This is a genomic window from Methylobacterium sp. DB0501, from assembly GCF_011043735.1.
GTDB classification, from domain to species: Bacteria; Pseudomonadota; Alphaproteobacteria; order Rhizobiales; family Beijerinckiaceae; genus Methylobacterium; species Methylobacterium alsaeris.
On sequence record NZ_JAAKGV010000004.1, the window covers coordinates 1 to 13690 of the forward strand.

Annotated in this window: 12 protein-coding genes; 5 read left to right on the forward strand and 7 right to left on the reverse strand. The window is 72.4% G+C overall.

From position 1 onward, the window contains the following. The 5 genes from G4G93_RS07195 to G4G93_RS07215 all read left to right on the forward strand — a co-directional run. The coding region (locus G4G93_RS07195) for a hypothetical protein (protein WP_409513819.1) at positions 1-351 on the forward strand (351 nt) is incomplete at its 5' end. Between the two features lie 388 nt (positions 352-739). Continuing rightward, positions 740-1273 (forward strand): lytic transglycosylase domain-containing protein, encoded by a 534-nt coding sequence (locus tag G4G93_RS07200; protein ID WP_395411332.1) that lies wholly within the window; start codon positions 740-742, stop codon positions 1271-1273. 82 nt (positions 1274-1355) lie between these two features. Then, positions 1356-3716, forward strand: a complete 2361-nt coding sequence (locus G4G93_RS07205; RefSeq protein ID WP_099956033.1) for a heavy metal translocating P-type ATPase — start codon at positions 1356-1358, stop codon at positions 3714-3716. 135 nt (positions 3717-3851) lie between these two features. Continuing rightward, complete coding sequence (locus tag G4G93_RS07210; protein WP_175540102.1) at positions 3852-4667, forward strand: aminoglycoside adenylyltransferase domain-containing protein; 816 nt, start codon at positions 3852-3854, stop codon at positions 4665-4667. Positions 4668-4929: 262 nt separating this feature from the next. Continuing rightward, positions 4930-6219 carry a multidrug ABC transporter ATPase gene (locus tag G4G93_RS07215; protein WP_091887284.1) on the forward strand — a complete coding sequence of 430 codons (1290 nt, stop codon included), beginning with the start codon at positions 4930-4932 and terminating at the stop codon, positions 6217-6219. Positions 6220-6340: 121 nt separating this feature from the next. Here G4G93_RS07215 and G4G93_RS07220 read toward each other — a convergent pair whose 3' ends face one another. The 7 genes from G4G93_RS07220 to G4G93_RS07250 are packed head-to-tail and all read right to left on the reverse strand — an operon-like array spanning position 6341 to position 13610. Then, positions 6341-7795 (reverse strand): NADH-quinone oxidoreductase subunit N, encoded by a 1455-nt coding sequence (locus G4G93_RS07220; protein ID WP_091887283.1) that lies wholly within the window; start codon positions 7793-7795, stop codon positions 6341-6343. Further along, on the reverse strand, positions 7792-9267 hold the full coding sequence (locus G4G93_RS07225; RefSeq protein WP_091887281.1) for a NuoM family protein: 1476 nt from the start codon (positions 9265-9267) through the stop codon (positions 7792-7794). Before G4G93_RS07225 ends, G4G93_RS07220 begins: the two co-directional genes overlap by 4 nt. Positions 9268-9282: 15 nt before the next feature. Further along, the gene (locus G4G93_RS07230) at positions 9283-11133 is read right to left on the reverse strand and encodes an NADH-quinone oxidoreductase subunit L (RefSeq protein WP_091887279.1); all 1851 of its coding nucleotides are present in this window, start codon (positions 11131-11133) and stop codon (positions 9283-9285) included. Next, positions 11130-11441, reverse strand: coding sequence for an NADH-quinone oxidoreductase subunit NuoK (gene nuoK, locus G4G93_RS07235; protein WP_060850433.1), 312 nt, complete (start codon positions 11439-11441; stop codon positions 11130-11132). The genes G4G93_RS07230 and nuoK overlap by 4 nt, the downstream gene beginning before the upstream one ends. After that, positions 11438-12376, reverse strand: coding sequence for an NADH-quinone oxidoreductase subunit J (locus G4G93_RS07240; protein WP_091887277.1), 939 nt, complete (start codon positions 12374-12376; stop codon positions 11438-11440). Before G4G93_RS07240 ends, nuoK begins: the two co-directional genes overlap by 4 nt. Continuing rightward, positions 12373-13257 (reverse strand): NADH-quinone oxidoreductase subunit H, encoded by an 885-nt coding sequence (locus tag G4G93_RS07245; protein ID WP_236012532.1) that lies wholly within the window; start codon positions 13255-13257, stop codon positions 12373-12375. Before G4G93_RS07245 ends, G4G93_RS07240 begins: the two co-directional genes overlap by 4 nt. 8 nt (positions 13258-13265) lie before the next feature. After that, the gene (locus G4G93_RS07250; RefSeq protein ID WP_091887272.1) at positions 13266-13610 is read right to left on the reverse strand and encodes an NADH-quinone oxidoreductase subunit A; all 345 of its coding nucleotides are present in this window, start codon (positions 13608-13610) and stop codon (positions 13266-13268) included. Between the last annotated feature and the right edge of the window lie 80 nt (positions 13611-13690).

Here is a 13690-nt window from a genome sequence, read left to right on the forward strand (position 1 = left end):
CCCCTGAGCGCGGCCGCCAGCCCCCGTTCGGGATCCGAAGCGATGCTCACCTTCCTCAGGCCGGCCGTGGCGCTCACGGCCTTGCCGCTCGCGGCCTGCGTGCCCACCGCCGCGCCGGACTGGCTGGTTGCCCCGGCCAACCCCGCCGCCGCCGTGCGCGCGCCGCGCTACTCCGCGGTCACCGCGGGCGTGACGCGCTACGACGTGGTCGATCCCAAGGACTGGCGCGAGCTCAACCGCGCCGTGACACCGAGGTCCGGCTCGGGCGGCATGGAGGGCATGGACCACTCCCGCATGCCCAGCATGACCATGCCCGGCATGGGCGGCAAGCGCGACACGGGAGGGCGGTGATGCGCGAGCCCTGTAACCAAACCCCGCCCGCCCACGGACTCACCCCCAAAGGGAACCCACGGATGACCGCGACCGGCATGCGCTCGATGTCCGAGATGAAGCTGCCGCCCTTCGGGGTCGCGCGCTTCCGGAAGCCGCGATGAGGCAATCATCCCCGACGAGGGCGGCGTCCCTGTCCGCGGAAGCGGCCGCCGGCATGCGAGGGGGGGTGCCGAGCGCCCTCGTCCTGCCTCGTCCCCGGCTGTTCCTCGTCCCGTGCGCGGCACTCCTCCTTTCATCCCCGGCGGTCGCCGTCGGGGACGCGCCCGCGGGCGCGTCCGCCCCTACCGTAACGTCATCCGCGGGCGATGCGGCTCGCACGGCGTCGGATCAGGCCAGCTATCGGCGGATGCTCGCGCGCGAGGCCGAAGCGCGCGGAGTGCCCCCGGCCATCGCCGATGCCGTCGCGTACGTGGAGAGCGGGTACGATGCCGGCGCGGTCGGCGGGGTCGGCGAGCTCGGACTGATGCAGGTCCGGCCGACGACCGCGGCCATGCTCGGTCACACGGGTCCCGCCGGGGCCCTCCTCGATCCCGCGACCAACGTCCGCTTCGGCGTCGCCTACCTCGCACAAGCTTGGAAGCTCACGAAGGGCGATCTCTGCCGCACGCTGATGAAGTACAGGGCCGGTCACGGCGAGGAGCGGATGAGCCCGCGCTCCGCCACGTACTGCCAGCGGGTGCGGGTCCGCCTCGCGGCGACCGACGCTTCCCTCGCCGGGACCGCCTCACCCTCCTTCCGGGGGAGCGTCCGCGGGGTTTCCGCGGCACGCCTCACGGAAAGCGATCCCCGTTCGGCAATCGCTCGGCGCCTGTGGGCCGAGCATGCGGCGCGTGTCCGCGGCATCGGGGCGCGCATCGACCGCATCATGCGCGGCGGCTGAGAACCTGTCGGAGCAAGCCACGTGAACGTCCGCTCCAGCCCGGTCCCGCCCGCCGTCGGCGGCAGCTTGGAGGTCTGAACCCATGGCCCACGCCCACCATGCGCACCATGCCCACGGGAACCGTCACGGCCACGGCGCGGCGTGCGCTGCCGGGGAAACCGCGACGGACCCCGTCTGCGGCATGCAGGTCGACCCTTCGGTCACGCCCCACCATGCCGAGCACGAGCACGCGACCTACCACTTCTGCTCGGCGGGCTGCCGCGCGAAGTTCGTGGCCGAGCCGGCACGCTACCTGGCGGCTGACAAAGGGCCACCGGAAGCCCCTGGCGGGGCGATCTACACCTGTCCGATGCACCCGGAGATCCGCCGCGACCGACCGGGCAGCTGCCCGATCTGCGGGATGGCGCTGGAGCCGCTCACGCCGACGAGCGGTCCGGTCGAGAACGCCGAGCTCAAGGACATGAGCCGCCGCTTCTGGGTCGGCCTCGTCCTGACCCTGCCCGTCTTCGCCCTGGAGATGGGGGGACATCTGACCGGCCTCGTCGACCGCCTCGGCCTGCAAACCTCGAACTGGGTCCAGTTGCTGCTCGCCTCGCCGGTCGTCCTCTGGGCGGGGTGGCCGTTCTTCGAGCGGGGCTGGCAGTCGCTGGTGAACCGCCGCCTCAACATGTTCACCCTCATCGCCCTCGGGACCGGCGCGGCCTACCTCTACAGCGTCGCCGCGACCGTGGCGCCGGGGCTCTTCCCCGAAGGCCTGCGCGGCCATGACGGGGCGGTGCCGGCCTACTTCGAGGCCGCGGCGGTCATCACCGTCCTGGTGCTGCTCGGGCAGGTGCTGGAACACGGGGCCCGCGAGCGCACCTCGGGCGCGATCCGGGCGCTGCTCGACCTCGCCCCGCAGAAGGCCCTGCGTCTCGGGACGGGAGGGGCCGACGAGGAGGTGCTCGTCTCGGCGGTGGCTGTCGGGGACCACCTGCGCGTCCGGCCCGGCGAGAAGGTGCCGGTCGACGGCGAGGTCGTCGAAGGGCGCTCGGCGGTGGAGGAGTCGATGATCAGCGGCGAGCCTCTCCCCGTCTCGGTGGAGCCCGGTTCCCTCGTGGTGGGCGGGAGCCTGAACACGACCGGGGGCTTCGTCATGCGCGCAACGCGAGTCGGGTCCGAGACCACGCTGGCCCGCATCGTCGCGATGGTCGCCGAGGCCCAGCGCTCGCGCGCGCCCGTCCAGCGCCTGGTGGACGATGCGGCGGCCTGGTTCGTCCCCGTGGTCATCTCCGTCGCCGCCTTCGCCTTCGTCGCCTGGATGGCCTTCGGGCCGGAGCCACGCTTCACCTACGCGCTCCTCGGGGCGGTCGCGGTCCTCATCATCGCCTGCCCCTGCGCCCTCGGCCTGGCGACGCCGATGTCGATCATGGTCGGGGTCGGTCGCGGCGCCCGGGACGGGGTGCTGGTCAAGAACGCCGAGGCCCTGGAGCGGTTGGAGAAGGTCGACACGCTCGTCATCGACAAGACCGGGACCCTAACCGAGGGCAGGCCCAAGGTCACCGGCGTGCTCCCGGCCCCCGGTTTCACGGACGCCGACGTGCTGCGCCTCGCCGCCGCGGTCGAACGCGCGAGCGAGCATCCCCTGGCCCTCGCCATCGTCCGGGCCGCGGACGCGCGCGTCGTCCCGGGCGCCGTGGCGTCCGACTTCGAGGCACCGACCGGCAAGGGGGCGCTCGGCACGGTCGAGGGGCGTCGCGTAGCCATCGGCAACGCGCGTTTCCTAGAGGAGCATGCGACGGACGTGGCGCTTCTCCAGGCGCGGGCCGAGAAGGTGCGGAGCCGAGGCGCGACGGCGGTCCTCGTCGCCGTGGGCGGGAAGCCGGCCGGCGTCATCGCCATCGAGGACCCCATCAAGACGAGCACGTTCGAGGCCCTCCGACGGCTTCGGGAGGAAGGGTTGCGCATCGTCATGTTGACCGGCGACAGCCGGACGACGGCCGAGTTCGTCGCCAAGGCGCTCGGCATCGACGAGGTCGAGGCCGAGATTCTTCCCGACCGCAAGGCGGAGGTGGTCAGGACGCTCCAGGGTCACGGCGCGGTCGTGGCGATGGCTGGTGACGGAGTCAACGACGCGCCGGCCCTAGCCGCGGCGGACGTGGGCATAGCGATGGGCGGCGGCGCCGACGTGGCCATCGAGAGCGCGGGCGTTACGCTGCTCCGCGGGGACCTGTTCGGCATCGTCAGGGCCCGGGGCCTGTCCCGGGCAACGATGCGCAACATCCGCCAGAACCTGTTCTTCGCCTTCATCTACAACGCGCTGGGCGTGCCGGTCGCCGCCGGACTGCTCTACCCGTTCCTCGGCATCCTTCTCTCGCCGGTCATCGCGGCGGCCGCGATGGCGCTCTCGTCGGTCAGCGTGATCGGCAACGCCCTGCGCCTGCGCGCGGCGCGGTTCGGCTGAGACGCGGCCGTGACCTGCGCATCGCCATCCTTCGCCGACGGACCTCGCCCAACCCGCGGCGTGCAGGCCCGGCGCAGTCGAAGCCGGGGACGTGCCCCCTCCCCCTCCGAGCAACCGCATGAGCCCGTGGAGACCGTGACCACGCACCCGCTCGCACTCGGCGTCGCGGACGCCTACCTCGCCCTGGTCGATGCCGTCGTCCCGGAGTTCGTCGAGACCTTGTACCTCGTCGGTTCCGCCGCCATGGGCGACTTCCGGCCCCCGCTCAGCGACGTGAATTTCGTGGCGGTGTCCCTGGCTCGCCCGGGGCGGGGGGAGCTGGCCGCCCTCGCCGAGGCCCACGCCGACCTCGCGCTCGGTTGGCCGGCCCCGGCGCTCGACGGCATCTACCTGACCTGGAACGACCTGCGGGCCGGCCCGCTTGCCGTCCCGAACAGCCCCTGCGTCCAGCGGGGGCGACTTTTCGAGTCCGGGTGCCACGACCAGCATCCGCTCACTTGGAGCGTCCTAAGGGCCAGCGCAGTCACCGTTCGCGGTCCACTCTGCGCGGGCACCGGGCTCTGGCGTGGTGCGGCCCATCTCGAACGATGGGCCCTGGCCAGCGCCAATGGATGCTGGGGCATATGGCTCGGACCCGATACGGCGGACGAAACACTCCTCGCGGCGGACGGGGTCGAACGGTTCGTCCTCGGTATGTGCCGGCTCCATTACGTACTCGCAACCGAGGTCGTACCCTCGAAGAGCAACGCCGGCCTGTATGGGTTGATCACTTTCCAGCCGGAGTGGCATCGCATCATCGACGAAGCCCTACGCGTCCGTAGGGAGCCCGAGGTGGCCGGCCTCTACGGGACGCTTGGAGAGCGCGGCCGCGACGCGTTGGCTGTTGTCCGCATCGTCGCGGACGATGCACGAACGCTCGTCGTCAGTCCTGGCGGTTCAAGACCGGGCTGAAGGGGCTGGTCCCCAAATCGCCCGGTCGGGAACGGCCGCGCTGCGGTTCGCGGTAGCCTACGCCGTCCAGAGCTTGGCCGTTACGCCAGGCATGCGGGCGGGCCGCGGAAAGGGAGCCAACGTGATCGGCCTTCGTTCTGCCGGACGCCCCTCCGGCGGTCCCGGGAGAGGCAGGCCTTAGCCTATTCGGAGGTATTCGGGCTAGGCGCGCTGCGCCCTTCTGCCCGGACAACCGCCAGAGCCTTGTCGCCAGGAGTACCCGTTGCTTACCCCGCCGATCATCCACGACCTGATCCATCAGACGTTGGGCCTCGACCACACCCGCACCCACTGGTGGGTGGACCTCGTCACCGTCCTGGTCCTCGTCGTGGCGCCTGGCTGGACCGCTTGGCTCGCTGCCCGGTCGGGCCTGCGCTGGGCCGCCGCCCGGTGGCATCGCACCCGCGGGATGGCGGCGCTTCCGCCACCCGCCGCGGCCATGGACGAGCCGGGACGGCCGAGCTCTCGTCCGGCCGTGGCGGCGCGGCTGGAGTCCTACGTCGTGCGTGCGACGTCGCGGCTGCAGGTCCGTCTCGTGCTCCTCTCCGTCCTGACGCTGCCGGCGGCCTGGCTCCTCCTTGAGATCCCCAAGCACATCATCAACCACGCGCTTGCCGATGACGCGGGCGACGGTCACCCGAAGATGGCCTTCGTCGGCCTCCATCTGGGCCGCATCGAGCTGCTGTTCGCGCTGTGCGCCAGCTACCTGGCCGTGCTCACGCTCAGCGGTCTCGCCAAGTACGCGGTCAGTCGGGTCCGGGGGCGCGTGAACGAGCGCCTCGTGCGCCGCCTCCGCCTCGCCGTCGTCCGTCGCGCGCGCGGCGAGCGCTCCCCCGAACGGGGGGCCACGCTAGCCGCCGTCGCGGTCCAGGAGATCGAGCCCATCGGCTACTTCGGCGGCAGCCTAGTGGTGGTGCCGCTCGTCCAAGGTGGCACGCTCGTGACCAGCATCGTGTTCCTCCTCCTGCAGAACGCCGCCCTGGCCATGGCAGCCCTGATCATGCTGCCGGTCCAGCTGAGTATCCTGCCGCGGTTGCAGGGGCGGTTGAACGCGAAGGTCCGGCAAAGGGTGCATGCCACGCGGGAGCTGGGGGCGCTCCTCACCGCTCCCGCGCTCGCGCGGCAGGCCGGCCGCGAGGCGTGCGAGCCCTCCGACCTGAGCCGGCAGATGCGGCAGGCCCGGAAGCTTGAGGGGGTGCGCATCGAGATCAACGACCTGAAGGGCCGGCTCAAGGGCCTCTACAACTACACCTCAAACCTCACCCCGTTCTTCTTCTTCTCGATCGGCGGCTACCTCGTCGTGCAGGGTCAGCTCTCGCTCGGCGCGCTCGTCGCAGCCCTGGCCGCCTACAAGGAGATCGCCCCGGCCATGCGCGAGCTGTTCGACTTCGCCCAAGCCTGGTCCGACGCGAGCGCGCGCTTCGAGGAGGTCACCAAGGCCCTCGGGCCGGCGGGGCATGGGGATCGCGCGACGGAGAGGTCAGCGCGCGACCGGACCGTTCGGGCGGCCTGAGCGAAGCCGGCGAGCGCCGGAGCCTCGCGAGATGGCGTCCGGCCCCGCGCGACGACGCCATCCCGCATGGCCGGGCGCCCCTGGGAGGCGGCACCTCCCTCACCCTCCGGCACGGCCGCTCCTACCGCAGCAGCGTCGCGCCGAGCTGTGCCAGCCCGCGCCCCAGGCCCGGCGCGATGCCGAGGCCCAGCGTCCCTGCCGTGCACAAGCCGAGCGCCCATGCGTAGCCGGAGCCGGATGCCGGCCCCTCGGCACGGTCCGGGTCCCTGAAGTACGTCTCCGCGATGACGGCCGCGTAGTAGAACAGCGCCACCGCCATGTTGGCGGCGGCCACCACGGCCAGCCAAGCGAAGCCGCCCTCGATGGCGGCCACGAGCAGGAAGACCTTGCCGGCGAAGCCCGCCAACGGCGGGACGCCCGCGAGCGACAGGAGGGCGAGCGCCAGCGCCGCCGCTGGCCCCGGCGCCCGCCGTCCGAGGCCGCGGATCGCGGCGAGGGCGTCGCTCCCGGTCATGCGCTCGACCTGCGCGACCACCGCAAACGCCGAGAGGTTCATCAGGAGATAGGCCGCGAGGTAATAGCCTATGGCCGGCAGGGCGTCCGGGGCCTGCCCGGCCACCGCAACCCCCATCAGCACGTAGCCGGCCTGGGCGATGCTCGAATAGGCCAGCAGGCGCTTCAGGCTCGCCTGGCGGAGGGCCACCAGGTTGCCGAAGGTCATCGTCGCGGCGGCCAGGAGCGCGAGCACGGTCGGCCAGGCGGCGAGGCCGTCCGGCATCGCCGCCAGCAGGAAGCGGATGAGGCCGGCGAAGGCTGCCACCTTCGGCACGACCGAGACGAAGCCCGAGGCGGGGGCCGTCCCGCCCTGGAACACGTCCGGGGCCCAGACGTGGAACGGCACCAGCGTCATCTCGAAGCCGTAGCCGACGAGGACCAAGCCGAAGGCCAGCGCCACCCAGGCCCGGTCGGCGCCGGCCAACCCCGCCCCGATGGCCCGCAGGTTCAGGCTGCCGGTGAGGCCGAACAGGAAGGTGAGGCCGTAGGCCATCACCGCCAGCGCGGCGGCGCCGTAGAGGAAGTACTTGAGCGTCGCCTCCTGGGCCGGTCCGTCGCTCCGCACGAGCAGGACGAGCAGGTAGGAGGGGAAGCTCACCATCTGCAGGAACAGGATGATGAGGCCGAGATCCGTCGCCGCCGTGAGCCCCATGCCACCGACGGTCGCCATGAGCAGCGCGACCGGGTGGTGCGGTTCCTGCTCGCTCCCGCGGAAGTGGGACCCGAGCGCGAGCAGGCTCACCAGGGCGCCGGCCTCGATGACCAACTGGTAGAAGCCCCGGAACGGATCGACGGCGTATGTGCCGCAGAAGGCCTCGCGCGGCGGGGCCGTCAGCATCGGCGCGGTCAGGCCCATCGCGACGAGCAGGGCGAGGAGCGCGACGGCGGCGGGCAGGCGGCGCCACCGGCCCCGGACCCAGCCGGCAACCGGGACCAGCGCGAGGGCGCTTCCCGCCAGGACCATCTCGGGCGCGACGGCGCCGAGATCCATGCAGCCGCCCATCGTCTGCCCGCCGGTCATGGAAGGTGCGCCAGGGCTGCGGTCGTGCCGTCGAGCAGCGCGACGAGGACGGCCGGCAGGACGCCGATGCCGACCGCCAGGGCCGCGAGCGCCCCCGCCGCGCCCGCCTCGGCCGCCGTGAGGGGCGGCAGCGCCGGCATGTCGGGCGGCGCCCGACCCATCAGCAGGCCCGTCATCAACCGGAGGTAGACCGCGGTCGTCACGACGAGCGCGAGGACGGCGAGCGCGGCGACCCAGGCGGAGAGCTGCAGGGCGGCGCCGATGGCCTGGAACTCCGCGATGAAGCCGGACAGGCCCGGGAGCCCGAGCGAGCCGAAGGCGAGCAGGCCGAACAGCCCGCTGAAGGCCGGCATCGCGCCGATCAGGCCGCCGAAGCGGGCGAGTTCCCGCGTGCCGGCGCGGTGCTGGAGCATTCCCACGAGCAGGAACATGCCGCCGGTCAGGAAGCCGTGGCTGACCATCTGCACGGCGGCGCCGTTGAGCGCCAGCCGGCGCACGCCCTCGTTGCCGGCCAGCGCCGCCACCGCGACGCCGAGCGTGACGAAGCCCATGTGGTTGACGGAGGTGTAGGCGACGAGCCGCTTCATGTCGGACTGCGCCAGCGCCGCCAGGGCCCCGTAGAGGAGCGAGGCCAACGCCAGCGCGACGAGAAGCCAGCCGAACCGTGCGACCGTGTCCGGCAGGGTCGGCAGCAGCACGGCGAGCATGCCGTAGCCGCCCATCTTGAGCTGGAGACCGGCCAGCACGACGCTGCCCTCGGTCGGCGCCTCGACATGCGCGTCGGGCAACCAGTTGTGCAGCGGCACCACCGGGAGCTTCACCCCGAACCCGAGGAGGAGGGCCAGGAAGACGAGGCCGCCCGCGAGCGGGGTCCGGTCCAGCGGCCGCGCCTGGACGATGGCTGGAAGCGAGAAGGTGTGGGGCTCCATGGCGAGGTAGAGGGCGAGGAAGCCGAGCAGCATGGCGAGGCTGCCGGCGCGGGTGTAGAGGAAGAACTTGAGCGCCGCGTACCGCCGCCGCTCCCCGCCCCAGATGCCGACGATGAAGTACATCGGCACCAGGCCGACCTCGAAGAACAGGTAGAACAGCAGCAGGTCCTGCGCCGCGAACAATCCGATCAGCCCGGTCGCGAGCAGGAGGAAGAGGAAGGCGTGGGCGTGCGCCCGGTCGTGCTCGCCCAGCACGTAGACCATCACCACCGTGAGCAGGAGGGCGGTGAGCAGGATCAGCGACAGGGAGAGGCCGCCGACGGCGACGTCGTACGCCGCCCCGACCGACGGGATCCACGGCAGGGTCGCCCGCCATTGCAGGCCTCCCCCTGGCTCGAATCCGGCCCAGAGCGCCAGCGCCGCGGCGAGCGTCAGGATCGCGCCGCCGAGAGCGACGTGACGCGCGAGACCCGGGCGGCCGCGCGGCAACGCCAGCACGACGAGGCCCGTCAGGAGGGGGAGGAAGATCGTCGCCGTGAGCATCGGGTCAACTCGGGTTCAGGGCCAGAGCAGGAGGGCGCCGGCCGCCAGGGCGGCCGTGGCCCAGGCGAACAGGCCGAGCGTGTAGAGGTAGAGGCGGCCGGCTTGGAGCGCGCGGAGCCGCTCGCCCCCGGCGGCCAGCCAAGCCGCGAGCCCGTCCCCCAGGCGTGCGAAGCCGCGCACCTCGATGCGACCGGCCGCCTCGCCGGCGCCCCAGGTCCACCCGGCGACGCGTCGGGCCGCCGCGTCGAGCGCGTCCTCAAGGGGTCCGAGGCGCCGGGCGAGCTGCGTCGTCCAGCGTGCCGGGGCCGCCGTGGCCGCCGAAAGCCCGGCGGCGAGCCGAGCCGGCCACGGGCCGAGCGCGGGTGATCCGCCCCTTCCCCTGGCAACCCCGATGCCGAGGCCGAGGAGGCCGGCCGCGATGCCGAGGTTCCGCAAGGAGACCTCCGCCCCGGGGTCGGCCTCGAACGGCAGGAGGGCGCCGAGGCTGCCGGCCAGCAGCCAGCCGAGTACCGCCGCGGCGAGCGCCAGCGCGAGCGTGCCCGCGCGCATCGTCCAGGCGGTCTTGCCGGTCCCGGCCCGGTCTCGGCGCCGGCCTAGGAAGGCTGCGGTCCCCGCGCGACCGATGTAGGTCCCGCCGAGAAGGACGAGCAGCACGACGAGCGCCCCCGCCCCCGGACCGTGTTGCGACGCGACGGCGAGGATGCCCTCCTCGCTCCAGAATCCGGAGAGCGGCGGAACGCCGGCGAGTGCGAGGGCCGCGACGAGGAAGGCGGCTCCCGCGAGGGGCAGGGCGCGGAGGAAACCGCCCAGGCGGTCGAGCGCGCGCGTGCCCGCCCGCTCCTGCACGATGCCTGCCGCCAGGAACAGGGTTGACTTGAAGGCCGCATGCACCGCGAGGTGGAAGGCCGCGGCGCGGGCGCCGCCGAGGCCGAGCGCGACCATCATCTCGCCGAGTTGGGAGCAGGTGGACCAGGCGAGCACCCGCTTCAGGTCCGCCTCGGCGGTCGCGACGAGCGCCGCGAAGACCGCCGTGACCGCACCGACCCAGAACAGGGCAGCCATCGCGAGCGGGGCCGCGGCGAAGACCGCGTCGAGGCGAAGGACGAGGAACACGCCGGCGGCGACCATGGTGGCCGAGTGCAGCAGGGCCGAGACCGGGGTGGGCCCGACCATGGCGTCGGGGAGCCACGCGGAGAACGGCAGCTGGGCGCTCTTGCCGAGCGCGCCGGCGAGCATGAGGAGCGCCATCGCGGTCACCGCGCCGGGAGCGACCCTGCCCGCCTCGACGGCCCCGGCGAGCGCGTCGACGTCCGTGGTCCCCGTGGCTGCGAGCGCCAGCAACCATCCGAGCAGGAGGCCGACGTCGCCGGCCCTCGTCATCAGGAACGCCTTGGAGGCTGCACCGGCGGCCCCCGGCGCGGCGTGCTCGAAGCCGATCAGCAGGAAGGACGCCAAACCGACCATCTCCCAGGCCGCGAACAGGAGCGCGAGGGAGTTCGCCAGGACGAGGGCCAGCATGGCCCCTACGAACAGGCCGAGTTCGGCGAAGAAGCGGGGCCGGTCCGGGCGGCCGCCCATGTATCCGACCCCGTAGGTGGCGACGCATACGGCGACGCCGGCGACGACCATCGCGACGAACCGGGTGAGAGGGGTCGCCGCGAGCCCGACGGTCAGCCGGTAGTCCCCGCTCTCGAACCAGCTCACGGTCATCGTTGCCCCGGTTGGGACCAGCGCGAGCGCGACGAGGGAGAGGGCGACCCCGGCGACCACGAGTTCGCCGCCGCCCCATGGCAGGCGCCGGCCGGCGGCGAGGGCCGTGACTGCCGCGAGGAGCGGCAGGAGGGGGATGGCCAGGAGCGCCGTCATCCGTTCAGGTCGGTGTAGGCGTCGACCTCGACGGTCCGGCGCTGCCGGTAGAGCAGCAGTACGAGGGCGAGACCGATGGCCATCTCGATAGCCCCCACGGTGACGACCAGGATGGCGAGGACCTGCGCGGAGTAGTCGGTCGGCGCGGTGAAGCGCCAGAACGCGACGACGTTCAGGCCGATGGCGTTGAGGAGCACCTCGACCCCCATCAGGACCATGACCGCCGAGCGCTGGGCGACGACAGTGTAGACGCCGATGGCGAACAGGAGCGCGGCGACGACGAGATAGGCGGTCAGCGGCACGGTCATCCGACGTGGTCCTCGTGTCCGTGGTGGCTCCCGTGGTGCTCCGGTTCGGGCGCGCCGCCCGCTTCCGCGAGCGGAGCCAATCGGTCGTCCCGGATGGCCTCCGGCTTCGCGTCGACGGCGGCCTTTGCGGCGCGCGAGGGGTCGTCCGGGTGGGTCGAGGGCCGGGCAAGCAGCACGGCGCCGAAGATGCCAATCAGGATCAGGAAGCCTGCGCCCTCGAAAGCGACCATGTACTTGTCCATGAGAAGGTTGCCGACCCGCCGGGCCGAGTCGGGATCCGGTACCGCGTCGGTCACGGGCCAAGCCGGCCGCAGGAACAGCATGCCCACTAGGACGACCCCGGCGGCGGCTGCGAGCCAGGCCGCGAGGGGGCGCACGGGCGTCACCATGGACATGTCCATTCCGCCGTGGCCGCCATCCCCGTGCTGGTGGTCTGCGTGCCGGTGCTCCGCATGTCCGCCGTGGGCGCCGTGTGGCATGGCACCGCCCCCGTGGTCGCGCGCGTGGCCGTGCCGTCCCTCGCCGTGCGGCATGGCATGGCCCTCGTGCCGGTTCCCGGCGTGGCTGCGGCCCTCGCCGCTCGCAGGGTCGTCCTGTCCCGCGCTTGTGGCCTCGTCGCGCGGCACCAGGCCCTTGCTGAACCAGCGCTCCAGCGGGGACAGCTCCATGCCGGCCATCATCGCCCCGCCGGGATCGTGCATGACCAGCACCATGAACAGGATCATGACGAGGAAGCCCCCGATGTACATCATGACCTGGAGCAGCCCGATCAGGTCGGCCGACAGCAGGATGAACAGGCCGGCGACGCCGATGAACGAGGCCATCAGGAAGATGCCGGAGCGGAACATACTCATCGTCGTCGCCATGCCGAGCGCGCCGGCGACGGCGACGAAGGAGCAGGCCCCGAAGGCAAGGATATCGAAGGCGGCCATCATGCGCCGGGCCCCACCCCGAGGAGGATCAGGCCGCCGACGAGGAGCACGTTGACGAGGCCGAGTGGGATCAGGATCTTCCAGGAGAGGGCCAGCGTCTCCGCCGTCGAGAGCGGGCGAACGAGGCGCCCGAGCCCGAGCATCAGCGCCATCAGGCCGTACGTCTTGGCGAGCATCCAGGCCCATCCCGGGAGCCAGGGACCCGAGGGACCTCCCAGATAGAGCACCGCCCCGACCGCGGCGACGACCAGGAGCACGCCGGCGAGTGCGACCCGCCACACGAGCGCGGACCAGCCGCCCACGACACCGAGCACGCCGCCGCCCAGCGAGGCCGCGAACGGCTCCAGGAACGGGGCGCGATACGACTGCATCAGCCCGGTGACGACGTAGAGCAGGAAGCCCAAGGGTTGTAGGACGACGAACCAGAGGCCGCGCTGCGCGTCGACCACCACTACGGTCGACAACGAACGGGCCATCATGATCACGCCGACGTAGGCGAGCCCGAGCGGCACGACGTACGCCACGAGCTGGGCGACGATGCGGTAGCATGCCTCGACCCCCTCGGGGGTATTCGCGCCCCAGCCGGCGAGAGCCAGGCCCAGCACCACGAAATCCACGACGACGATGACGTAGAAGAGGCCGATGCCGAGGTCCCTCCCGATCAACCCGGGGCCGAGGGGCAGCACGACCATGGCGAGCGCGACGCCCGCGAGCGCCACGACCGGACCGGCCGGCAGCAGCCATCGGTCGGCGTTGGGCAGTTGGAGGTTGTGCCGCAGCTCGGTGTGCCGCGCCGGGCCGGCCTCCTGGTCGATGCGAACGAACGCGTGCTCGACCGCGAGCGTCAGGGCAGCCCCCCCGAGCAGGGCGCCCAGGACCGCCAAGGCCGCCGCTACTCCCATCGCAGCCCGCCCATGCCCCAGGCGTAGGCGATGCCAGCCGACAGGAGCGCGATGAAGACCAGCATGTCGAGGAAGGCGCTCATGCCGATGTCGGCGAAGACGACCGCCCACGGGTACATGAAGATCATCTCCATGTCGAAGGCGAGGAAGATCAGCGCGTAGACCGCGTAACCGAAGCGGAACTGCGCCCACGCGGGGGGAGCGCGGACGGTCCGCGTTGGCGCGCGCGCGAACGCGGCCACGGCTAGCAGCGCAAGGCCCATGGCCATGAGCAGCACGAGGGCCACGAACCCGAAATCACCCAGGACTGGGCTTTGCGCCGGCATCCGCTCCATTCCCTTCTCCTGCTGACCGCCCCCACCCGAGGCAGGGCCCCTCCGTGGCCTGGGACGCCTAGGCGACGTGGCCCGCATGT